The organism is Streptosporangium sp. NPDC050148 (genome assembly GCF_055586505.1).
Map to the genome: position 1 here is coordinate 61195 of NZ_JBVJIA010000017.1, position 21819 is coordinate 83013.

Genomic DNA, 21819 nt, shown 5'->3' on the forward strand with positions numbered 1-21819 from the left:
CCCGGTCGAGCGGTGGGGCCAAACGCGTCTAGAGGGGTCCTCGCAGGGCAGGACGACCGTATGGGTGACAACGACGGTCTTCTGGAGACGCTGCGGGAGCTGCGGCGGCATCTCGGCCGCGAGCTGTTCCCCCTCGCGATCGGCGACGTGACGGCCGACCGCCGCGCGGCGCGCGAGCTGTCCGGGCAGCTCGACGACTACCTCATTCCCCGGCTGACCTCGATCGACGCTCCGCTGCTCGCCGTCGTCGGCGGCTCCACCGGGGCGGGCAAGTCCACGCTGGTGAACTCCCTGGTGGGCGCGGACGTCTCCGAGCCCGGGGTGCTGCGGCCCACGACCATGGCCCCGACCCTGGTCACCTCCTCGGCCGACCGGGAGTGGTTCACCGCCCAGAACGTGCTCCCCGGCCTGTCCCGCGTCACCGGTGGCGGCCGGGGCCAGCCGGGAACGATCCGGATCGTCACCGCCTCGGCCGTCCCGCCGGGCCTGGCCCTGCTCGACGCCCCGGACATCGACTCGATCGTCACCGCCAACCGCGAGCTGGCCGCGCAGCTGCTGTCGGCCGCCGACCTGTGGCTGTTCACCACCACCGCCGCCCGCTACGCGGACGAGGTCCCCTGGAGCTTCCTGCGTACGGCCAGGGAGCGCAGCACGGCACTGGCCATCGTGCTGTCCCGGGTCCCGCCCGAGGCCCTGGGCGTGGTGCGCAAGGACCTGACCCGGCTGCTGGAGGCCAACGGGCTGGGCGGCACCCGGCTGTTCGAGGTGCCCGAGCTGGTGCTGCCCGAGGAGAACGCCCGGCTGCCCCGCCAGGCCGTCCAGCCGGTCGCCGACTGGCTCCTGGCGCTCGCCGCCGACTCCCGCTCCCGGGCCGAGGTGGTGCGCCAGACCCTGTCGGGCGCGCTGGAGAGCCTGGCCACCCGGGTGCCCGCCCTCGCCGCCGCGGTCGAACGCCAGCACGCCGGGGCCGCGGAGCTGCGCTCGATGGCGGACGGGGCCTACGCGGTGGGGCTGTCCACCTTCGACGAGGGCATGCGGGACGGGACGCTGCTGCGCGGGGAGGTGCTGGCCCGCTGGCAGGACTTCATCGGGACCGGCGACCTGATGCGCTCCCTGGAGAGCCGGGTCGGCCGGTTCAGGGACCGGCTCGTGGCGCTCGTCATGGGGCGTCCCGCGCCCGAGAACGAGCTGCGGGTCGCGCTGGAGAGCGGGGTGGAGTCGCTGATCAGGGCCTCGGCCGACGGCGCCGCCGAGCGCCTGATGGAGTCGTGGTCGTCGCACCCGGCCGGGCGGGCGCTGCTGGAGGACGCCGGGGTGGAGGTCACCTCCCGTCTCGGCAGGGCCTCGGCCGACCTGCCCGCCAGGGCGCAGGAGGCCGTCAGGGGATGGCAGTCCTACGTGCTCGACCTGGTCCGGCAGGAGGGGGCCGACAAGCGGACCACCGCGCGGATCACCTCCTACGGCCTGAACGGGGCCGGCCTGCTGCTCATGATCGCGGTGTTCGCCTCGACCGGCGGGCTGACCGGCATCGAGGTCGGCATCGCCGGAGGCACCAGCGTGCTCAGCCAGAAGGTCCTGGAGGCCGTCTTCGGCGACCAGGCCGTCCGTACCCTCACGGTCAAGGCCCGCTCCGACCTGCGGGCCCGCGTGGCGATCCTGCTGGGCCAGGAGGCCGACCGCTTCACCGACCTGCTGGACGCCGTCCAGCCCCCGGACGAGACCGCCCCGGCCCTGCGCGGCACCGCCGACGCCGTACGCGAGCACCTGCGCGAGCTGCCCGTCGCGAACCGCCGGGCCGCGCTCCCCGCGGGCTCCGCGGGCTCCGCGGGCTCGGCGCGGCAGGTGGGCTCCGCGGCCGGGACGCCCGGCACGCCCGGGACGCCGGAGATCGCCCCCCGGGTGAACGGCGATCCCGGGGGCCCGCCGGGGCCGCACGAAGGTCCCGCCGGGGTGCCCCGGGCGAACGGTACAGAGGGGGGCGAGGCGTGAAACTGCTGCGACGTACGAAGACGGTGTCGCTGGACGACCGGCTGGAGGCGCTGGCACGGGCCGCCGACCTCGCGGACGGACGGCTGGACGCCGACGCGGTGGCCGCCGCGCGGTCGGTGGTCTCCCGCGCCGGGGTACGGGCCAGCCTGTCGGTCGACCACACCGCGGTCGCGCTGGCCGGTGCCACCGGCAGCGGCAAGTCCTCGCTGTTCAACCTGCTCTCGGGCACCTCGCTCGCCACGGTCGGGGTCACCAGGCCGACCACCTCCACCGCCCAGGCGGCCCTGTGGGAGGGGAGCGGCGCGGGCCCCCTGCTCGACTGGCTGGAGATCCCCCGCCGCCACGAACTCGTGAACGCCCAGGGCGCAGGGGACCGGGCGGACCGGGCGGACCGGATGGCCTGGCCGAAGGAGGACGACACCCTCGACCCCGGCCCGGACGCCGTCCTGCGGCCGTCCGGCACGGCCGCGGGGGCCGGGCCGGGGTCCGGCGCGGCGTCCCGGCCGTCCGGCACGGCGCTCCAGACGTCCGGTGCGGCAGGGCAGGCGTTCGGGACGGACGGGGAGGCCGCGGGGCTGATCCTGCTGGACCTGCCCGACCACGACTCGATCGAGCCCTCGCACCGGATGGAGGTGGACCGGCTCGTCGAGCTGGTCGACCTGCTGGTCTGGGTGCTCGACCCGCAGAAGTACGCCGACGCGGCCGTTCACGACCGCTACCTGCGGCCGCTGGCCCGCCACCGCGACGTCATGGTCGTCGTCCTCAACCAGATCGACCGGCTCTCCCCGGCCGCCGCCGAGCGGTGCATGAAGGATCTGCGGCGGCTCCTGGACGAGGACGGCCTGACCGGGGTGCCGGTGGTCGGGATCTCCACCCGGACCGGCGCGGGCGTTCCCGAGCTGCGCTCCCTGCTCGTCTCGCGGGTCGCCGACCGGCGTTCCTGGGCCGCCCGCCTCGCCGCCGACGCGGGCATGGCCGCGGACGAGCTGCTGCGCGCGTCCGGTGTCGCCCCCGGCGAGACGCTCTCCGCCGACGCCGGGACCAGGCCCGAGGGGCTGGTGCGATCACTGCGGGACGCGCTCTCGGAGGCGGCCGGGGTGCCGGTGGTCGTGCAGGCCGTGGCCAGGTCGCACCGGCACCGCTCGATCGCCGCCACCGGGTGGCCGCCGACCCGGTGGATCCGGCGCCTGCGCCCGGACCCGCTCCGGCGCCTGCGCCTGGACGCGGCGAGCCGGACCCCGGCCGGCCCGCGCGACACCGATGACGCCGACGGGAGCGAGATCGTCGGCCGGACGTCGATCCCGGCCGCGACCGTCGTCCAGCGCTCGCGGATGGACACCGCGATCCGGGAGGCCGCCGGAACCGCCTCGGCCGGGCTGCCCGCGCCGTGGGCGACGGCCGTGCGCCAGGCGGCGAGGTCGCGCGGGGACGAGCTGGAGGACGGCCTGGACCGGGCGGTGGCGACCACCTCGCTCGGGGTGTCGCGGCGGCCCCTGTGGTGGCGGCTGGCCGGGGTGGCGCAGTGGCTGGCGCTCGCGACCGTGCTGGCCGGGGCGATCTGGCTGGTCGTCCTGGTGGCCCTGGACTACCTGAGGCTCCCGCAGCTCTACCTGCCGACCGCGGGGGAGCTGCCCTGGCCCAGCGCGCTGCTGATCGGAGGGGTCCTGCTCGGTCTGCTGATCGCGCTGCTCTCCCGGGTGGCCGCCTGGCTGGGCGGCCGTCGCCGCGCGCGCAAGGCGGCCCGGTCGCTGCGCGAGAGCGTCGAACGGGTCGGCCGTGAGCTGGTGCTGGAGCCGGTGGAGGAGGAGCTGACGCGCTACCGGAACTTCACCGAGGCGATCGCGGTGGCCGGGGACGGCGCCCGGACCTGACGGGACGCCCTGAGTTTTCGGACATGAGGGATTTAACGTTCAGTCGAGCCTGTAACGTCTCTAGCGCGTATTTTCGCTGATCCACCACCCGGCCACCTCGCACGCGAACCGGCCGGTTCCCCCCGCCATCCGGAGTCATCAAATGCCCGCAGCACTTGAGATCCACGGCCTGTGCAAGACCTTCGGTGAGAAGGTAGCCGTCGATCACGTGAACCTGACCATCCCCCAGGGCTCCTTCTACGGGCTCGTCGGCCAGAACGGCGCCGGCAAGACCACCACCCTGTCCATGGCCGTCGGCCTGCTGCGCCCCGACGAGGGCCACGCGCGGATCTTCGGTGCCGACGTCTGGTCCGACCCGGCCACGGCCAAGACGTTGGTCGGCGTCCTGCCCGACGGGATGGCCATGCCCGAACGGCTCACCGGCCGCGAGGTGCTGACCTACCTCGGACTGCTCCGCGGGCTGCCGCGCGACGTCGTCGACCGCCGCGCCGAGGAACTGCTGTCCGTGCTGGAGCTCGACGTGGCCGAGAAGACGCTCGTCATCGAGTACTCCACCGGCATGCGCAAGAAGATCGGCCTGGCCACCGCCCTGCTGCACGCGCCGAGGCTGCTCGTGCTCGACGAGCCCTTCGAGGCGGTGGACCCCGTCTCCGCCGCGACGATCAAGACGATCCTGCGCGGCTTCGTGGCCGGGGGCGGCTCCGTCGTGCTCTCCAGCCACGTCATGGCCCTGGTGGAGCAGCTCTGCGACCACGTCGGAGTGATCGACAAGGGCCGGGTGGCCGCCGCGGGGCCCCTGGACGAGGTCCGCGGCACCGGCTCCCTGGAAGACACCTTCGTCGAGCTGGTCGGCACCTCCGACGGCGGATCGAAGGAGCTGACATGGCTGTCGAGCTGACCATGGTCCGGATGAAGGTGGCCGTGCTCCGTCACTCGATGACGGGACAGCGGGCCGGCTTCGTCTTCATGGGCGCGCTGCTCGGCCTGACCCTCGCGGCCGGCACGATCATCGCGGCCCTGTCCGGGGCCGACCTGCTCGTGGCCGTCTACGCCGTCTGGATGCTGGGCTGGGTGCTCGGCCCCGTCTTCGCCGGCGGCGGCGACGAGACGCTCCGCCCGGAGTACTTCACGCTGCTCGGCCTGCGCCCGCGCCGCCTGGCCTCGGGACTGCTCATGGCGGCCTTCGTCGGGGTGGCGCCCGCGATCAGCCTGATCGCCCTGGCCGGGCTGGCGGTCCTCGGCGTGCGGCAGGGGGTCGTGGCCGCGCTCGTCTCGCTCCCCGCGATGCTGCTCCAGCTCGCCGTGTTCGTCCTGCTCTCCCGGGTCGCGGTCGCCGTGCTCGGCCTGGCCCTGCGCTCCCGCGTGGGCGCGATCGGCGCGGGCCTGGCCAACGGCGTGATCCTGGCGTTCCTGGGCCAGATCTGGGTCGTCTTCGTGGTGCTCGGGGAGACGAACGGCATCCCGCCGGTGGTGACGGACCTGGCCCGCCGGTTGCCCTCCGGCTGGGGGACGGTCGCGGTCGAGGCCGCCGGGTCCGCCGACTGGTTCCGGGTGCTCGCGGCCCTGGGCGGGATGGCGCTGCTGGTCGTCCTGCTGCTGGCCGCGTGGGCGGTGCTGCTCACCCGGAGGGCCGGCGCGTCCAGGGCGGCCACGAGGGGACGGCGCCCGATCCGGGCCACCACCGCCTCCGGCGCCGTACTGGCCAAGGAGGCGCGTACCTGGTCGCGTGACCTGGTGCGCACCCATCAGCTGACCTTCGCCCTCGCCTACGGCGTGTGCTTCGCCGCGGCCCCGCTGCTGATGGGCTGGACCGGGATGCTGCCCTGGGCGGGACCGGTCTTCGTCGTGATGGCCGCGGCCATGTCGGCCAACCTCTACGGCACCGACGGCACCGCGCTGTGGCTGACGCTCATGACCCCCGGCGCGAGCGACGTCCGCGGGCGGCAGCACGCGTGGCTGCTGTCGGTCGCGCCCCTCGCCGTCGCGCTGACGGTCGGCCTGGCCCTGGTCACCGGCGGGCCGTGGCCCATGCTGCTCGCCGTCCTGCCCGCACTGCTGGGTGGCGGTGCCGGGCTGGTCGCCCTGGTCTCGGTGTACGGGCTCATCCCCGGCACCGACCCGCACCGGCGCGGTGGCAACCCGCTGCGCTCCACCGACGACGACGGCGCGGTCACCGGCATGGTGTACGCGGTGCTGATGCTGGCGATCCTCACCGCGGCCCCCGCGGTGATCGTGGCGGCGCTGTACGGCTGGGCGGGCGTGGCCGTCGGCGTCCTGACCGGGATCCTCTGGTATTGGGGGCTCGGGCTGCTCGCCGAGCGACGGTTGCTCGCGCAGGGGCCCGAACTGCTCAACATGATGCGCACCGGCCGCAGGTCGTCCTCCGGGCCGAGCGGCACGCCGGGCGTCCGGACCGGTTTCGAGGACCTGCCGCGCCACGAGCAGATCATCGTGGGGCTCTGCTTCATGGTGGGCGCGATCCCGTTGTTCCCGCAGGGGCTGGTGGCCGGATACCTCAAGGCGACGGGAAGCCCGACGCGTGCGTGGTTCCTGGCCCTCTACCTGCCGCCGTGGCTGCAGTGGCCGACGATCGTGTTCATGGTCCTGCTGGGGATGGCGATCTACGCGACGGGCGTGATCATCCCCTATCGCCGCAGGAGGCTCTCCCGGGCCGCGGCGGACGCCGAGCCGGTCGAGCCGGCGGCGGTCGCGAGCGGCCGCCGATGACGCGGGGGCGGGCGCGGAGAAGGTGAGCCGCCGCCCGTCCGGACGAGATCGGCATGGCCGGTGTCCGGGGGCCGGGACGGCGGGAGTCGCGCCGGCGCCGAGGTGATGCATGGGATCGAGCGCCTCCCGGTAAGGGGGACGGCCCGGAAAGGGGGATCGGTGGCCGTCGCCCGGGAGGCGCTCATCCGCGTCCGCCGTACCGTCGCACCGGGCCGGCCGCTGCCGGGCGGTGCGTCAGGGGGCGGAGCGCGTCATGCGGTGAGGTTCACGTAGTAGGTCGAGTAACCGTTCATGTCGACCAGGCGGGTACCGACGAGCCTGGCGGCGGTGCTGCCGATGCCCAGGCAGGAGTCGAAGGCGTTCTGGTAGACGTACATCGGGCCGTACGGGCCGGTCCAGACGGCCCCGTTGGCGGCTTCGGCGTAGAAGGCGGCGTAGCGGTTGGTGGTGTTGAGGACGAACGCCTCGCCGCCCGGGTCGATCGCCCACCAGCCCCGGGTGCCCCACTGGCCGTAGTCGCGGCAGCCGTCCGGGCTGTAGAACATGATCGCGACCCACACCTTGGAGCTGTAGCGGTTGCGGAAGCGCAGTTGCATGTCTACTCCTCCGATGCCGTTTCCGTGAAGCGCAGGGCCAGCGGTCTGTCGTCGAGCTCCTCGTCGGCCAGCGGGGGTAGGGGGTCGCCGCCCTTGGCGGCCACGGCGGTGCGGTCGGCCACCCCGGGGCGCTGGTCCGTCTGGCCCGTGTCGGCCGTCGTCAGGTCCGTGAAGGCCACCCGGGGGTCGGGAGGGATCTCCGTGCCGTTGTCCGGCATGTGCTCACCTACTTCCTGTCATGTCGAAGGGTGATCGAACGACAGCATAAAGTAGTCATCATGGTCATGTAAATAATCGTTTTCATTTTCGTGATGACGGGGCGCCCGGTCTGGTCTCGCGAGACCACTCGTCGCGTATTGCGTGCATATCGCAACCATCGTAATGTGTGCGATATGCACGCATCTTCTTCCGGCGGCACCGCCGTGCCCTCCCAGCCCTCCCAGCCCTCCCGCGCGACGCGGTTCGCCTTCGCCGCCCTGCTGGCGGGCATGTTCATGGCCCAGCTGGACGGCAACGTCGTGGTCGCCGCCCTCCCGGCCATGGCCGCCGACCTGCGATCGGGCGGCGCGATCGCCGCCGTCACCGCCGTCTATCTGCTCACCGTCACCGTCTCCACCCCCGTGCACGGCAAGCTCGGTGACCTGCTCGGCCGCCGCGCGGTCTTCCACGGCGCCCTGCTGATCTTCGCCGCCGGATCGCTGGCCTGCGCCCTGGCCCCCTCCCTTCCCGCCCTGATCGCCGCGCGGGCGGTCCAGGGCGTCGGCGGGGGCGGCCTGGTGGTCACCGCGATCAGCGCCCTGGCGCAGATGTTCACCCGCGAGGAGCTGATCAGGCGCCAGGGGTACCTCATCGGCGTCATGGCGCTCTCCTCGCTGGCCGGGCCGCCCCTGGGCGGTCTGCTGGCGGCCGGACCCGGCTGGCGGTGGATCTTCACGATCAACCTCCCGCTCTGTGCCGTCGCCGCGCTCCTGGCGCTGCGCGGGCTTCCGGGACGGCCGCCGGAGCGGGCCCGTACCCCGTTCGACCTGGCCGGTGCCCTGCTCGTCGCGGCCGTCGGAGGCGGTACGGTCGCGCTGGGAGCCTCGGAGTCCCTGGCCCGCAGCCCGCTCGGCGCCGGCGCCGTGGTCGCGGCCGTCGCCGTCTGCGCGGTCCTGTTCGTCCGGACCGAGCGCCGGGCCGCCGAGCCGCTGATCCCGCCGTCCCTCTTCGCCGATCGCGGCCTGGCCCGCAGCATCGTCGCGACCGGCCTGGCCGGTGTCGCGCTGTTCGGCACCTTCGCCTTCGTCCCGATGGCCGTCCAGGAGGGGACCGGCGCGGACGGCGGGCGCACGGGCCTGCTGCTGCTGGCCCTGACCGGTGGCCAGCTCGCGGCCACCTCGGCCTTCTCCGTCCTGGCCCGCCGCCGGCCGGCCGTCACCGGCTGGGGCCGTCTCGCCCTCGTCATGGGCGTCGCCGGTACGGCGGCGCTGGCCCTGCTCCCCGCCCTGCACCAGGCCCCGCGCCCGCTGTCGGTCGCGATCGCCGTGCTCGGCATGGCCCTGGCGGGCGGCGCCCTGGGCCTGTCCATGCAGGCGTACACGCTGATCGCCCAGGGGCGTGCCCGTCCCGAGCAGATCGGCGCGGCGATGGGCACCCTGACCTTCGCCCGCCAGCTCGGAGGCTCGCTCGGCACCGCCGCGTTCGGCTGGATCCTGCTCGTCGCGCCAGGGACGCGCACCGGCCTGACCCTCGTCCTCGCGACGGCCGCGCTCTGCCTCCTGGCCGCCCTGTTCGTGTCACCCCACGCTGAGGACGACCCGGCGCCACACCCCGACGACGCCCCCGCGGCCCGCCCCGGCGACGATCCAAGGCATTGAGCGGGCCACGAAGCGGCTCACGCCTCCCGCACCGCGACCTCCCCGCCCGGCGCGGACTCCGATGCCTCGTCTTTCGGCCGAGGTGAAGGACGGACCGTGAGGGTTCGGCTCCCAGCACCTGTGTCGGGAGCCCATGAACCACCCCCGGCGGGTAGCGGCAGGCGGCTTCGTCCCCCACGAAAGAGCCCGCGACATGTGCCGCTCCGGCTCCATTTCCCCGTTTGAGCCCTCGCCGAGGGCTCGTCCGAACCTGAAGCGCGCCCGTCCTCCGACGCCCGGCCGGGACCTGGCGGTACGTCCGATCTGGCCGCTCGAAAACTGGTGAAGGTCAGAAAACGGGCACGGGCGGGCGAAGCGCTTTTTGCAAAGATGCTGGTCATGACGCGTCCGAAGGACTACTTCCCTCGAAAGGCAGCGCAAAGGACCTACGGGATGGAGTCGGTCATATGTACCTTGTGGTTCAGGCGGTGATCGTCGGGATGGTCACCACGGTCGCTCTGGTCGCGGCGGCCGTGGGTCATCACTGGCTCCGGCATCGGTCATCGCTTTCGACGGCGCCGTGGGTGGAGAGCGGCGGGGAGTTCCGCCCGGGTCCGGAGCTCGCAAGAAGGCAGATCCACCTGGTTTCGGGGGTCGCGGACGGGGGGTTCCGCCCGAGTTCGAGACATGCGGGCGGGCACCGCAGCGCTTCGTAGCCGCCGGGACGTCTCCGGCCGCGACGAACATCCGCGTGTCAGGGGGACGCGGCCCCGCGCAGGGCCGTGGCGGTGTCGCGCAGGGCCTCCAGCAGCGGGACGAGCAGAGGATGACGTTCCGCGCCCCGGCGTACAGCGGCGAAGACGCGGCGCTCCGGGCCCGCGACCTCGCGGACCGTCACGCCGGACAGGCCGGTGCCGCGCAGCGCCAGGCGCGGCACCATCGCCACCCCGGCCCCGGCGGCGGCCAGCGCGACCACCGCGCTGAAGTCGTCGGAGGAGTGGGCGAACTCGGGGGTGAAGCCCGCGTGCTCGCAGGCCAGGGCGATCACGTCGTGGCAGGGGTTGCCGGGGTAGGGGCCGATCCAGGTCTCGCCCGACAGGTCCGCGACCGTCACCTCGCCCCCGGAGAGCCGGTGGCCCGCGGGGAGCACCACGTCGAAGGGCTCGGAGTAGAGGGGGATGCGCGAGAGCCGCCGGTCGTCCTCGGCCGGGGCCCCGCGGTACTCCACGGCCACGGCCGCGTCCACCGCGCCGTCCAGGACCATGGTGAGGCTCTGGTCGCCCTCGGCGTCCAGGACGCGGACCCGGATGCCCGGCTGCCCGTCCCGCAGGACGCCGATCGCCGGGGCCACGACCAGGCCGATCGCGGTGGCGAAGGAGGCCACCGTCACCTCGCCCGCCCTGCCGGCTGTGTGGGAGGCGATGTCGGCCCCGGCCCGCTCAAGCTGGGCGAGGACCTCGTTGGCGTGGCCGAGGAGGATGCGCCCCACGGCGGTCAGCCGCACGCCCCGGCCGTCGCGGTCGAGCAGCCGGTGGCCCACCTCGTGCTCCAGGGCGAGGAGCTGCTGGGAGACCGCCGAGGGGGTCAGATGCAGCGCCGCCGCGGCGGCGGTGATCGTACGGTGGTCGGCGACCGCGCGCAGGGTCCTCAGCCGCCGCGTGTCTATCACGCCTGTATTGTCGTCGAGGCCGCCCGTGACCCGTGACGCGGGCCCGGCCACCGAGGACGGCGGAGACGGGCCCGCGACAGGCATTGAAGGGTCTTCGGGGGTCTTCAGCCGGTTTTCGGAGGGTCCGGCGGCGGGTTTTCAGCCTCGGGCGGCGACGAACGCCTCGATCGCGTGGTCGACGTCCTCGGCCGAGTGGGCGGCCGAGAGCTGGACCCGGATCCGGGCCTGGCCGTGCGGGACCACCGGGTAGGAGAAGCCGATCACGTAGACGCCCCGCTCCAGCAGGCGCTCGGCCATCGCCCCGGCCTCGGCGGCGTCACCGATCATCACCGGGACGATCGGGTGGTCGCCCGGCAGGATGTCGAACCCGGCCTCGGTCATGCCGGTGCGGAAGCGCGCGGTGTTGGCGCGCAGCCGCGTCCTGGCCTCGTCCGAGCCGCTGATCAGGTCCAGGACGCGGAGCGAGGAGGCGGCGATCACCGGTGCGAGGGAGTTGGAGAACAGGTAGGGACGCGAGCGCTGGCGGAGCAGCTCGCAGATCTCCTTCCGCGCCGCGACGTAGCCGCCGCTGGCCCCGCCGAGCGCCTTGCCGAGCGTGCCGGTGAGGATGTCGACCCGGTCGCGTACGCCGTGCAGCTCGGGGGTGCCGCCGCCGTGGTCGCCGACGAAGCCGACGGCGTGCGAGTCGTCGACCATCACCATGGCGTCGTAGCGGTCGGCCAGGTCGCAGATCTCCGCCAGCGGGGCGACGTAGCCGTCCATGGAGAAGACGCCGTCGGTGACGATCAGCCTGCGCCGGGCGTCGGAGGACTCCTTGAGCCGCGCCTCCAGCTCGGCCAGGTCGCGGTTGGCGTAGCGCAGCCGCCGCGCCTTGGACAGCCGGATGCCGTCGATGACGCTGGCGTGGTTGAGCGCGTCGGAGATGACCGCGTCCCGGTCGTCGAGCAGCGTCTCGAACACCCCGCCGTTGGCGTCGAAGCACGAGCTGTACAGGACCGTGTCCTCCTGGCCCAGGAAGGCCGACAGCCGCGCCTCCAGCTCCTTGTGCACCTCCTGGGTGCCGCAGATGAAACGGACCGACGCCATGCCGAAGCCCCAGCGGTCCAGGGCCTCCTTGGCGGCGGCGACCACCTCGGGGTGGTCGGCCAGCCCGAGGTAGTTGTTGGCGCAGAAGTTGAGCACCTGTCCGCCCCCGGCGACCGCGATCCCGGCGCGCTGCGGGGTGGTGATGACCCGCTCGGGCTTGAGCAGGCCCGCCTCGGCGATCTCGTCCAGGGTGGTACGGAGGTCGTCGCGAACGTTGTCGAACATCAGGCCGTCCAATCCATGATGATCTTGCCGGTCTTGCCGCCGGCGGCGGTGTCGAAGGCCGCGTCGAAGTCGCGGTAGGAGAAGCGGTCGGTGATCACGGGGGACAGGTCGAGGCCCTTCTCCAGCAGCACGGACATGGCGTACCAGGTCTCGTACATCTCCCGGCCGTAGATGCCCTTGAGGGTGATCATCGAGGTCACGATGGTGGCGAAGTCGACGGCGAACTCGGAGGAGGGCAGGCCGAGCATGGCGATCTTCCCGCCGTGCGACATGTTGGCGATCATCTCGCGGAGCGCCCGGGGGTTGCCCGACATCTCCAGGCCCACGTCGAAGCCCTCGCGCATGCCCAGCTCGTGCATGCCCTCCTGGACGTGCGTCTCGGCGATGTTCAGCGCCAGCGTCACGCCGAGCTTGCGGGCCAGCTCCAGCCGTTCGGGGCTGACGTCGGTGATGACCACGTTGCGGGCGCCCACGTGCGTGGCCACCGCGGCGGCCATCAGCCCGATCGGCCCGGCACCGGTGATCAGCACGTCCTCGCCGACCATGGGGAAGGTCAGGGCGGTGTGCACGGCGTTGCCGAACGGGTCGAAGATCGCCGCGATGTCCGGGTCGACCGGCGTCCGGTGCACCCAGACGTTGGAGGCCGGGAGCGTCACGTACTCGGCGAAGGCGCCGTCGCGGTTCACCCCCAGGCCGATGGTGTTGCGGCACAGGTGCCGCCGGCCGGCCATGCAGTTGCGGCACTTGCCGCAGACGATGTGCCCCTCCCCGCTGACCAGGTCGCCGGGGGCGATGTCCTCCACGCCGGGCGCCACCTCGACCACCTGGCCGCAGAACTCGTGGCCGATGATCAGTGGTGTCCGCAGCGTCTGCCGGGCCCAGGCGTCGAAGCTCCGGATGTGCAGGTCGGTGCCGCAGATGCCGGTGCGCAGCACCTTGATCAGCACCTCCCCGGCGCCGATGGACGGCTCCGGCACGTCCGCCAGCCACAGGCCGGGCTCGGCCCGTTCCTTGACCAGTGCCTTCATCGCGGATCTCCCCTCGTTCCGACCCTACGCACTGTGCCCCGTGGCCTTCGGGGTGTCCATCGCGGTTTTCTTAATCCCACCGACGGCATTGCTTCACACCCGGTTCCCGAGTCCTAGAGGAGTACCCGGACATCTGCCTGCGAACCAGGAGGTAGACGGCTCCCACCCTGGTCAGCCCCGACCGGACCGGGCCTCGATGAGCGCCGCGACGCCGTCGAGCAGTGGCCCGAGGCCGAACTCGAACAGCTCGTCCGGGTCGAGGTCGTGGCCGTCGAGGGCGCTCAGTGCCCACTCGGCGTACACCAGCAGGCTCGGCACCGTCAGCGGCCGATGGAGCGGGCCGATGTGCGCCGGCAAGGGATGGCGGCTTCACAGCGCCCGCGCGCCCGCTCGAGGCGGGCGCGCCGGTCGTGCGGGGTGCCGGGGCCGCGGGGTCGGGTCTCCACCGTCCCCTCCTGGCGCAGCGTGGTCAGGACCCCGGTGGCCGTGGCCAGTGCGACCCCTGGCAGGGTCGGTTCGGTCACGGCGACGCCGGTCACTACGCTTCCGGCCCGCCGGGTGTCCGGGTAGGGCCGCACCGTGAGGGGATCACGAGGTGGTGCCGCTGTTCCGCTCCTGGTGGAGGGGACGCTCCTGCCGGCCGTCGGCGAGACCGTCGGTGAGGCCGTCACCGGGCAGGCGCGAGGGGCCGGCGCTGAGCTGACGCGGCCCCAGGTCGGCCTCGGCCGCCTCGGCGACCGCCTCCGCGGCGGCCTGCTCGGCCAGCTTCCGCTCCTCGGCCGCGGCCTCGTTGACCCGGGGGGTCTCGTTGACGGCCGACGACTGCGGCAGCGCCTCGGTGAACGCCTTGGAGACGCCCTGGATGGCGGAGGTGACCTCGCTGGGGATCACCCAGAACGTGTTGTTCGGGCCCTTGGCGAGCTCGGGCAGGACCTGGAGGTACTGGTAGGCCAGCAGCTTGGGGTCGGGGTCGTTGCGGTGCACCGCCTGGAAGACCTCGTCGATGGCCTGCGACTGGCCCTCGGCCTTGAGGATCGCGGCGCTCCGGTCACCCTCGGCCCGCAGGATCGCGCTCTGCTTGTCACCCTCGGCGGTGAGGATCTGCGACTGCCGCTGGCCCTCGGCGTTGAGGATCGCGGCGCGCTTGTCCCGCTCGGCGCGCATCTGCTTCTCCATCGCCTCCTTGATGCTCTTGGGCGGGTCGATGGCCTTGATCTCCACCCGGTTGACCCGGATGCCCCACTTGCCGGTCGCCTCGTCGAGCACGCCGCGCAGCTGGCTGTTGATCGTGTCACGCGAGGTCAGCGTCATCTCCAGGTCCAGCGAGCCGACCACGTTGCGCAGCGTGGTGACCGTGAGCTGCTCCACGGCCTGGATGTAGTTGGCGATCTCGTACGCCGCCGCCCGCGGGTCGGTGACCTGGAAGTACAGCACCGTGTCGATCTCGACGACGAGGTTGTCCTCGGTGATCACCGGCTGGGGCTTGAAGGAGACGACCTGCTCACGCAGGTCGATCATCGGATAGACCCGGTCGATGTACGGGATCACGAAGTTGAGACCCGGCCCGAGGGTGCTGTGGTAGCGGCCGAGCCGTTCCACGTTGCGGGCCCGCGCCTGCGGGACGATGCGCACCGAACGGACCACGGTGAAGACCGCCAACAGGACGACGAGGAGTCCGGCTATGAGTAGAGCGTCCATGTGTCACTCCCGGGGATACACGAGCGCGGTCGCGCCCTCGATCTCGATCACGTCGACGGTCGCGCCGGCGGGGATCACCAGGGTCTCGTCGTAGGCCCTGGCCGACCACTCCTCACCGCCGATCCGCACCCGGCCGTCCCGGCCGGTCACCTCGCGGAGCACGTAGGCGGTCTTGCCCACGAGTGCCTGGATCCCGAACCGCTCACTCCGGGACCGCTGGGCCAGATGCCGCTTGGCGATGGGCCGCACCACGGTCACCCCCGCGCCCAGGGCGATCGTGAAGGCCACCAGCTGGAGCGGCACCGGCAGCCCGAGGACGGCGGCGACGGCACCGAACAGGGCGGCGCCTCCGAGCAGGCCGAGGGCGGTGGTCAGGGTGAAGATCTCGGCGATCCCCAGAACGACGGCCACGATCAGCCAGATGACCCAATAGTCCATGCTCCGGCCCTCCTACTCGTACAACGGGACGGATGTCCGGGAGGTTCCTTCTCCACCGTATGTCTTCGTACGAGTGCTGTCAGGGGACGCCTTCTCCGGCCGCCGGAGAGACGGCCGGGAAAGGCGGCCGGGGAGGGGGCCGGGAAAGGGGACGCAGGGCCGTCTAGCGCGCGGGCTCGATCCTCCCCGAGACCTCGCCCAGGGAGATCACGGCGCCGCCGGGCCCGGGAGCGGTGGCGGTGATCGTGACGACGTCCCCGTCCTCCAGGAAGCTCCGCGTCGAGCCGTCGGGGAGCTTGAACGGCTCGGTCCCGTTCCAGCTCAGCTCGATGAGCGAGCCGCGTTCGGCCTGCTCGGCGCCGGAGACCGTGCCGCTGGCGTAGAGGTCGCCGGTGCGCAGGGACGCGCCGTTGACGGTCATGTGGGCGAGCATCTGGTCGGGCGTCCAGTACATGTCCCGGTACGGCGGCCGGGAGACCACCTCGCCGTTCACCGCGACCTCCAGCCGCACGTCCAGTCCCCACGGCTCCTGCCTGCGCAGGTAGGCGGGCGGTTCGGGGTCCTGGCGGCGTCCCTCGACGCGGGCCTCGGACAGGGCCGCGAGCGGGGTGATCCACGGGGAGACCGAGGTGGCGAAGGACTTGCCGAGGAAGGGGCCCAGCGGGACGTACTCCCAGGCCTGGATGTCGCGGGCGCTCCAGTCGTTGACCAGCGTCACGCCGAACACGTGGTCCTCGAACCGCCCGGCCCGGTCGCCCAGGGCCGTCGGGACGCCCACCACGAACCCCAGCTCCGCCTCGATGTCCAGCTTGGCGGACGGGCCGAAGACCCCGGCGCCGCGCTGCCCGGCCGGCCGGACGATCGGGGTGCCGGAGGGGACGACCGTCCCGGCCCTGCCGTGGTAGCCGACCGGCAGGTGCCGCCAGTTGGGCATCAGCGGCTCGCCGTCCGGGCGGAACATCCGGCCCAGGTTGGAGGCGTGCTCCAGCGAGCAGTAGAAGTCGACGTAGTCGGCCACCTCGAACGGCAGGTGCAGGGTGACCTGGTCCAGCGGGACGAGGTGCCGCTCGACCACCGCGCGGTCGGTGCTCAGCTTGTTCTGGATCAGCGCCCGGGTGTCCCGCCACGCGGCCGGGCCCCTGGACATGAAGGCGTTGAGCGAGCCGGTGGCGAACACCTCGTCGTGCAGGGCTTCGGCGAGGTCGAGAACGTGGTCGCCGTACCGGACGCCGACCCGGGGGGTCTCCCCCTCGTGGCGGGAGAAGACTCCGTAGGGCAGGTTCTCCGGACCCCAAGACATCACGCGATCTCCTCTGCTGTGTCGAACGTCGTACCGGGCACGGGGCCGGGGCCGGTCCCGGCGGAGGGCGGGCGGTGCGCGATCAGGCCCAGGGCGACCAGGTCGTCGATCGGGGTGCCCGTGCTGCACGACCCGTAGGAGACCAGCAGCTCCCGGGCGCGCGTGGCGATCTCCTCGGGTACGGCCTGGGCCGTCCGCACCAGCCCGCCGACGTCGGTCAGCTTCAGCACGGCCACCGGGTCGCGCCCCTGTACGGCCGCGCACACCGCGAGGACCAGGTTGAGGAAGCCGTGCCGGTCCACGCCCAAGGCGGGATCGAAGTGGCGGACCGCGTTGTGCAGCCCCGCCGTCGCCTTGAACGGCACGCCGTGCTCGGCGCAGTGCGCGATCAGGGCCCCCAGGTCCTCGGCGCGGGGGAAGGCGTCGGCGGCCGGCCCGCCGCAGCGGACCTTCAGGCCGGGCCCGGAGGCGTCGCGCGGCAGGGACGCCGGGTCGCCGGGGACGACCTCGACGAAGAGCCTGGCTCCGGCGGGCATCCGGCCGGCCAGCCGCTCGGCCACGTCCCCGGGCGTCTCGCCCGGTCCCTGCCGTACCTCGACCAGCTCCACGGTGAGGTCGTCCAGCGGGGGGAGGTCGGGCACGTCCAGGATCAGGCCGAGCCGGATCGGGAAGGTCACCCGCTCCCGGAGCTCGTCCAGGCGGCCGGCCGGGCAGAGGAACCGGTGGGTGAGCACTGGATCGCCGCCCGCCAGGTCGTTCCTGTGCCGTTCCAGCGCCTCGGACATCGGCAGTGCGGTCGGCGGGAAGAGCCCGGCGTCGTCGACGAGCCCGCGGAACAGGGGGGCGGTCCCGGCGCCCGCTCCCGTCCCCGTGGCCCCGCCGGTGTGCGTGCTCGCGTCTGCGCTCATGGCCTGTCCCTACCCACCCGCGGGCGCATGACCGTGCCCGCGGGTGTGACCGTGCTCGCGTTCACCGCCGGGCCGCTGCCGGCCGGCTCCGCGGCGGCGGCCGCCGGGCCGGTGTCGGCCGACGGGCCCCCGCTCGTACGGGGGCCCGCGCTCGTCACCGGGCCCATGTCCACGCGTAGCCGGGGTCCTCCACCGACAGCCCGGCCGGGCCCAGGTCGAGGGGGCGGAAGGTGTCGACCATCACGGCCAGCTCGGTCGTCTCCGTGTGCCCCTGCCGTACCGCCTCGATGACCGCCTCGACGGCACCCGGCTGCGGGCCGTGGGTGAACCCGGCGGGGTGCAGCGAGACCGAGCCGACGTCGATGCCCGAGCCCCGGCGCGCGGTGTAGTCGCCGCCCGCGTAGAACATCAGCTCGTCGGAGTCGACGTTGTGGTGGTTGTACGGGATCGGGATCGCGTCCGGGTGGAAGTCCAGCGGCCGGGGGCAGAACGAGCAGATCACGAAGTTCGGGCCCTCGAAGGTCTGGTGCACCGGCGGCGGGGCGTGGGTGCGCTTCACGATCGGCTCGAAGTCGTTGATGTTGAACGCGTACGGGTAGAGGCAGCCGTCCCAGCCGACCACGTCGAACGGGTGCTCGCGGTAGACCAGCCGGGTGAGGCCGCCGCGCGTGCGGACCAGCACCGGCACCTCCTGGCCCTCGACGACCAGCGGCTCCTGCGGGGTCCGCAGGTCGCGCTCGCAGTAGGGGGCGTGCTCCAGGAACTGGCCGTACTTCGACAGGTAGCGCTTGGGGGGCCGGATGTGCCCGGACGCCTCGACGGTGAACGCGGTGACCCGGCCCTGCGGCACCCACCGGTGGATCGTCCCGGTGGGGACGACCACGTAGTCACCCTCCCCGGCCTCGATCACCCCGTACGTCGACTCGAACCTGACCCGCCCGCTCGCGATGTAGACGCACTCGTCGCCCATGGAGTTGCGGTAGAGGCCGCTGGCGACGTCGGTGGCGGCGTACGAGAGGCGGACGTCGGCGTTGCCCGCCAGCAGGCCGCGGCCGGTGACCAGGTCGCCCCCGTCGGGAAGGTCCTGGGTGCGCAGGTGGCGCGGGGAGAGCGGCAGGTTGGGCACCAGCCTGCCGGTCTCGTCGGGCGCGACGGCCTCGGCCTTGATGATCGCCGTGGGGAGGTGGCGGTGGTACAGCAGCGACGAGTCGCTGGAGAACCCCTCCTCACCCATCAGCTCCTCCGCGTACAGCCCGCCGTCGGGCCGCCGGAACTGCACGTGCCGCTTGCGGGGGATCTCTCCCACGACCCGGTAGTACGGCATCCGCTTCTCCCGCTCTGTCCGCTTATCGGACGCATACGTCCTTTATACGTACAACGATCGGTCAGGGTGGGAGAGATGTCAAACATGCCGGTGAGGGCCGTACCCAGGAGTGCGCGCTGGGTGTGGGCGGCGGCCGGTGAACGGGATTCGGCGGCCGGTCTCCGGCGCGCGCGTCAGCGGGTCCGGCGGTAGCGGGTCATCGGGCCGAGCAGGCCCGGGATCGTCTCGAAGGGGGTCATGCCGAGACGCTCGGCGACGGCGACGGACGCGGCGTTGCCCTCGTCGACCTCGGCCAGCACCTCGGGCAGGCCCAGGGTGTCCAGCGCGTGCTCGACCACGGCCCGCGCCGCCTCGGTCGCGTAGCCGTACCCCCAGGCGGACGGTGCCAGGCTGTAGACCACCTCGACCCCGGCCCCCTCCAGGGACCGCAGACCCGCCGTCCCGAGCAGCCCGGCCCCCTGCGGTTCGGCTCCCTGCCCGATCCCTTCACGTCTCCGGACGGTCCACACGCCGTACCCCGACGCGGCGAAGTCCCGCTCACTCGTCTCGACGATCTCCGCGATCTCCGCCGCGGGCAGGACGTCCCCGTCGAACAGGAACCGCCGTACCTCCGGGGAGGTCCAGTGCGCGCGCAGCTCTTCCAGGTCACGGGTGTCCACCGGCCGCAGCACCAGCCGGCCGGTCGTCAGGACGTGGTTCATCCGCACCCTCCAGGACGGTCACAGAGTCCGACCTCACGGTAACGATCACAGATCGGCCGGGCACCCCGTTTCCCCGCGGCACCCGGTTCTCCCTGCGGCACCCGCACCGCCTTCCCGCTCCTCCTCGGGCAGCGACGTTCTCAGGTCAGCGAGCCGGACAGCTCGGCCGCCGCGACGGCGACGCGGGGGCCGACGACGTCGGGGTCCAGGGCGGTGAAGGCGACCACGCCCACCGACGCCTCCAGCCAGGGAAGGCCGGGTACGGGGGCGGCGACGCCCCGCGCGCCCTCCTGGAGCTGTCCCTCGGAGGCCAGGTAACCGGTGCGGCCCTCGCGCAGGGCGAGGATGGCCAGCCCGGCGGCGCCCCGGGTGAGCGGGTGGCGCGACCCCTCGCGGTAGGCGACGTGCATGTTCGTCCAGGAGGGTTCGACCACCGCGACCGCCAGGCCCTCGTCGCCCTCGGCCACCGTCAGGTGCGCGGTCGCCCCGACCTCCTCGGCGAGCTTGCGCAGGGTGGGCAGGGCGTCCTCGCGCAGCAGCGGTTGCACCGCGCGGGCCAGGACCAGGACGCCGAAGCCCAGGTGGACCCGGCCGCCGCCGTCCCTGCGGACGAAGCCCTGGTTCTGCAGGGTGGTGAGCAGCCGGTACACCGCCGGGCGGCTGAGCCCCAGCTCCGTGGCCAGCTCCGTGGGGGTACGGCCCCGTCGGCCGTCGGCGAGCAGCCGCAGCAGCCGCAGGCCGCGCTCCAGGGTCTGCGAGGATTCGGCCGCCATCTAGGACGCCCGCCGGGCTGGAACCATGCCCCGATTATCGCCGTGACCCTGTCATGCCGGTAATGACCGGTGGCCGGGAACGTGCAGGGCTTTGTAAGAATCCCGGTGCGCGCCGGGGACGGCATGGGGCTATGACCCTTTCGGTATGCCGGGAACGTCGCGAGCCTGCCTGCGCGAATCCAACGGAAGGTTACGGCGGGCCGTCGATTTCCTGACCGGGGCTGTTGAGGTCAGGGTGATCTGGGTAAAGTGCGAATCGATCGTTTTGACGGTATTCACCGGGGAGTTTCGGATATGCGACCTACTCTGCGCCGGGCTCTCGCCGTCGGTGCCGCCCTCGCGCTCGTCGGTGTGATGACGCCGAGCGCGGCGTACTCGCAGGACGATCCCCGTGACTGTTCCGACCTGCTGGGTGCCGACGCCCCGGCGTTCATGGTCTGCACCTGGCTGGCCAAGCCCGAGGAGGCCCTCGGTGTGGCGCTGTTCTGGGGGAGTGACGACGCGGCCCACCTGAAGGAGGCCACCCCCTCGGACGGCAAGTTCATCGACTGCTCGGCCTCCGGTTCCTTCTGCCCGGCGCCGGGCGAGGACTCCGTCGAGGGCGACGAGAACTCCCCCCTGCCCGGCGGCGAGGACGGCGGCACGCCCGAATGCGAGGCCGGCGGGCAGTGCTCGGTCGACGGGCACGGCGAGGGCGGCGACGGTACGGACAACGGGTCCGAGAACACCGGTGCCACCACCCCCGTCGGCACCCCCACCCCGACGCCGTCCGCGGCACCCGCGTCCGCGTTCGCGCAGGACCCCGCCGCCGCGACGGCGGCCGCGCAGAGCCCCGCAGGACAGGCGATCACCGCCGCGAAGGACGTACGGCTGAGGGTCTGGATCGACACCGAGCTGGCCGACGACTGGAAGGCGGGCACCGCGGCCTTCACCGCCGCGGTCAAGCGCATCGGCGCGCTCGCCGCGCGCCCCGAGGTGGCGGGCATCCGGTTCACCTCCCAGCTCGGCTACAACACCACGTTCGGCACGGAGGCCGACGTCACCGCGTTCGTCACCGCCGCCTCCGACGCCCTGCGCCAGGTCGCGCCGGGCAAGCGGCTGGGCGTCCACACGGTCGTGCCCGAGCTGGCCTGCGGCGCGAACGACGCGTGCAAGACCGAGATGCGCAAGCGCCACCCGCTGCTCGCCCCCGAGAAGGTCGAGTCGCACCTGATCGCGGGCCGCGTCGACCAGCTCTCCCTGGACAGCGGCCTGCTCTACGGCGGCTACGCCACCTGGAAGATCGACGCCGACCAGGCCCACCGCAACCAGTGGATCCAGGTCCGCGCCCGCTCGTGGGACGTGCTGGCCCAGGTCGCCGCGGAGGAGACCGGTCTCGTCGGCCAGGTCAGCGACGCCCAGATCGCCACCCGACTCGGGACGCCCGTCAAGGACGGCGGCGCCCAGCAGGTGAACGTCTGGACCCGGGTGAAGAACGCCGACGGCGCCGTGAACCGGCTGACCGCCTGGGAGCAGCTGAAGAAGCTCACCCCGATCCAGCGCCGCCTGGCGGCCGTCTACAACCCGGCCACCCCCGAGAAGGACGTGGCCGCCGACCTCAAGCGGCTCTCCGAGATCGTCGGGCAGGTCTACCTCACCACCGGCTGACAGG

Annotated in this window: 19 protein-coding genes; 6 read left to right on the top strand and 13 right to left on the bottom strand. The window is 73.0% G+C overall.

The features are described from left to right. Positions 1–60 precede the first annotated feature (60 nt). The 4 genes from ACZ6RT_RS20360 (at position 61) to ACZ6RT_RS20375 (ending at position 6587) form a co-directional block, all read left to right on the top strand. Positions 61–1989: a GTPase family protein gene (locus tag ACZ6RT_RS20360; RefSeq protein WP_470155312.1), complete on the top strand. Its 1929-nt coding sequence runs from the start codon at positions 61–63 to the stop codon at positions 1987–1989. After that, positions 1986–3860, top strand: a complete 1875-nt coding sequence (locus ACZ6RT_RS20365; RefSeq protein ID WP_470155314.1) for a GTPase family protein — start codon at positions 1986–1988, stop codon at positions 3858–3860. The genes ACZ6RT_RS20360 and ACZ6RT_RS20365 overlap by 4 nt, the downstream gene beginning before the upstream one ends. Before the next feature lie 142 nt (positions 3861–4002). Further along, a complete protein-coding gene (locus ACZ6RT_RS20370) occupies positions 4003–4758 on the top strand; it encodes an ABC transporter ATP-binding protein (protein WP_470155316.1) in 756 nt (251 codons plus the stop codon). Further along, positions 4743–6587 carry a hypothetical protein gene (locus ACZ6RT_RS20375; RefSeq protein ID WP_470155318.1) on the top strand — a complete coding sequence of 615 codons (1845 nt, stop codon included), beginning with the start codon at positions 4743–4745 and terminating at the stop codon, positions 6585–6587. Before ACZ6RT_RS20370 ends, ACZ6RT_RS20375 begins: the two co-directional genes overlap by 16 nt. A 251-nt stretch (positions 6588–6838) precedes the next feature. On the opposite strand, the gene ACZ6RT_RS20380 is transcribed toward ACZ6RT_RS20375, so the two are convergent. Both ACZ6RT_RS20380 and ACZ6RT_RS20385 read right to left on the bottom strand, forming a co-directional pair. Beyond that, positions 6839–7183, bottom strand: coding sequence for a DUF1036 domain-containing protein (locus ACZ6RT_RS20380; protein ID WP_344899627.1), 345 nt, complete (start codon positions 7181–7183; stop codon positions 6839–6841). A 2-nt stretch (positions 7184–7185) separates the two neighbouring features. After that, complete coding sequence (locus ACZ6RT_RS20385) at positions 7186–7401, bottom strand: hypothetical protein (protein ID WP_399193942.1); 216 nt, start codon at positions 7399–7401, stop codon at positions 7186–7188. A gap of 174 nt (positions 7402–7575) precedes the next feature. Between ACZ6RT_RS20385 and ACZ6RT_RS20390 the strand changes: the two genes are divergently transcribed. Beyond that, on the top strand, positions 7576–9039 hold the full coding sequence (locus tag ACZ6RT_RS20390) for an MFS transporter (protein ID WP_470155320.1): 1464 nt from the start codon (positions 7576–7578) through the stop codon (positions 9037–9039). 733 nt (positions 9040–9772) lie between these two features. Here ACZ6RT_RS20390 and ACZ6RT_RS20395 read toward each other — a convergent pair. From ACZ6RT_RS20395 to ACZ6RT_RS20445, 11 genes are all read right to left on the bottom strand, one after another. Continuing rightward, positions 9773–10687 (bottom strand): LysR family transcriptional regulator, encoded by a 915-nt coding sequence (locus tag ACZ6RT_RS20395; protein WP_470155322.1) that lies wholly within the window; start codon positions 10685–10687, stop codon positions 9773–9775. A gap of 138 nt (positions 10688–10825) precedes the next feature. Beyond that, complete coding sequence (locus ACZ6RT_RS20400; RefSeq protein WP_399193932.1) at positions 10826–11998, bottom strand: glycine C-acetyltransferase; 1173 nt, start codon at positions 11996–11998, stop codon at positions 10826–10828. Further along, positions 11998–13026 (bottom strand): L-threonine 3-dehydrogenase, encoded by a 1029-nt coding sequence (tdh, locus tag ACZ6RT_RS20405; protein WP_470155324.1) that lies wholly within the window; start codon positions 13024–13026, stop codon positions 11998–12000. The genes ACZ6RT_RS20400 and tdh overlap by 1 nt, the downstream gene beginning before the upstream one ends. 171 nt (positions 13027–13197) lie before the next feature. Further along, positions 13198–13383: a hypothetical protein gene (locus ACZ6RT_RS20410; protein ID WP_399193928.1), complete on the bottom strand. Its 186-nt coding sequence runs from the start codon at positions 13381–13383 to the stop codon at positions 13198–13200. A gap of 231 nt (positions 13384–13614) precedes the next feature. Then, complete coding sequence (locus ACZ6RT_RS20415) at positions 13615–14724, bottom strand: SPFH domain-containing protein (RefSeq protein ID WP_470155325.1); 1110 nt, start codon at positions 14722–14724, stop codon at positions 13615–13617. A 3-nt stretch (positions 14725–14727) separates the two neighbouring features. After that, entirely contained in the window at positions 14728–15162 is a 435-nt protein-coding gene (locus ACZ6RT_RS20420) for an NfeD family protein (RefSeq protein WP_470155326.1), read from the bottom strand. 163 nt (positions 15163–15325) lie between these two features. Beyond that, positions 15326–16462, bottom strand: a complete 1137-nt coding sequence (fahA, locus tag ACZ6RT_RS20425) for a fumarylacetoacetase (protein WP_470155327.1) — start codon at positions 16460–16462, stop codon at positions 15326–15328. Continuing rightward, positions 16462–17370 (bottom strand): hypothetical protein, encoded by a 909-nt coding sequence (locus ACZ6RT_RS20430; protein WP_470155328.1) that lies wholly within the window; start codon positions 17368–17370, stop codon positions 16462–16464. Before ACZ6RT_RS20430 ends, fahA begins: the two co-directional genes overlap by 1 nt. A gap of 154 nt (positions 17371–17524) precedes the next feature. Further along, positions 17525–18694, bottom strand: coding sequence for a homogentisate 1,2-dioxygenase (locus tag ACZ6RT_RS20435; RefSeq protein WP_399193917.1), 1170 nt, complete (start codon positions 18692–18694; stop codon positions 17525–17527). A gap of 173 nt (positions 18695–18867) precedes the next feature. After that, a complete protein-coding gene (locus tag ACZ6RT_RS20440) occupies positions 18868–19395 on the bottom strand; it encodes a GNAT family N-acetyltransferase (protein ID WP_470155329.1) in 528 nt (175 codons plus the stop codon). A 140-nt stretch (positions 19396–19535) separates the two neighbouring features. Beyond that, positions 19536–20168 carry an IclR family transcriptional regulator gene (locus ACZ6RT_RS20445; RefSeq protein WP_399193913.1) on the bottom strand — a complete coding sequence of 211 codons (633 nt, stop codon included), beginning with the start codon at positions 20166–20168 and terminating at the stop codon, positions 19536–19538. Between the two features lie 294 nt (positions 20169–20462). On the opposite strand from ACZ6RT_RS20445, the gene ACZ6RT_RS20450 reads away from it, so the two are divergent. Further along, positions 20463–21815: a hypothetical protein gene (locus ACZ6RT_RS20450; RefSeq protein WP_470155331.1), complete on the top strand. Its 1353-nt coding sequence runs from the start codon at positions 20463–20465 to the stop codon at positions 21813–21815. Positions 21816–21819: the final 4 nt, after the last annotated feature.

Coding starts and splice junctions, on each gene's coding strand:
- ACZ6RT_RS20370 (WP_470155316.1), top strand. CDS start 4,003: ATGCCCGCAGCACTTGAGATCCACGGCCTGTGCAAGACCTTCGGTGAG.
- fahA (WP_470155327.1), bottom strand. CDS start 16,462: ATGTCTTGGGGTCCGGAGAACCTGCCCTACGGAGTCTTCTCCCGCCAC.
- ACZ6RT_RS20400 (WP_399193932.1), bottom strand. CDS start 11,998: ATGTTCGACAACGTTCGCGACGACCTCCGTACCACCCTGGACGAGATC.
- tdh (WP_470155324.1), bottom strand. CDS start 13,026: ATGAAGGCACTGGTCAAGGAACGGGCCGAGCCCGGCCTGTGGCTGGCG.
- ACZ6RT_RS20430 (WP_470155328.1), bottom strand. CDS start 17,370: ATGAGCGCAGACGCGAGCACGCACACCGGCGGGGCCACGGGGACGGGA.
- ACZ6RT_RS20450 (WP_470155331.1), top strand. CDS start 20,463: ATGCGACCTACTCTGCGCCGGGCTCTCGCCGTCGGTGCCGCCCTCGCG.
- ACZ6RT_RS20415 (WP_470155325.1), bottom strand. CDS start 14,724: ATGGACGCTCTACTCATAGCCGGACTCCTCGTCGTCCTGTTGGCGGTC.
- ACZ6RT_RS20375 (WP_470155318.1), top strand. CDS start 4,743: ATGGCTGTCGAGCTGACCATGGTCCGGATGAAGGTGGCCGTGCTCCGT.
- ACZ6RT_RS20360 (WP_470155312.1), top strand. CDS start 61: ATGGGTGACAACGACGGTCTTCTGGAGACGCTGCGGGAGCTGCGGCGG.
- ACZ6RT_RS20420 (WP_470155326.1), bottom strand. CDS start 15,162: ATGGACTATTGGGTCATCTGGCTGATCGTGGCCGTCGTTCTGGGGATC.
- ACZ6RT_RS20435 (WP_399193917.1), bottom strand. CDS start 18,694: ATGCCGTACTACCGGGTCGTGGGAGAGATCCCCCGCAAGCGGCACGTG.
- ACZ6RT_RS20445 (WP_399193913.1), bottom strand. CDS start 20,168: ATGGCGGCCGAATCCTCGCAGACCCTGGAGCGCGGCCTGCGGCTGCTG.
- ACZ6RT_RS20385 (WP_399193942.1), bottom strand. CDS start 7,401: ATGCCGGACAACGGCACGGAGATCCCTCCCGACCCCCGGGTGGCCTTC.
- ACZ6RT_RS20440 (WP_470155329.1), bottom strand. CDS start 19,395: ATGAACCACGTCCTGACGACCGGCCGGCTGGTGCTGCGGCCGGTGGAC.
- ACZ6RT_RS20390 (WP_470155320.1), top strand. CDS start 7,576: ATGCACGCATCTTCTTCCGGCGGCACCGCCGTGCCCTCCCAGCCCTCC.
- ACZ6RT_RS20380 (WP_344899627.1), bottom strand. CDS start 7,183: ATGCAACTGCGCTTCCGCAACCGCTACAGCTCCAAGGTGTGGGTCGCG.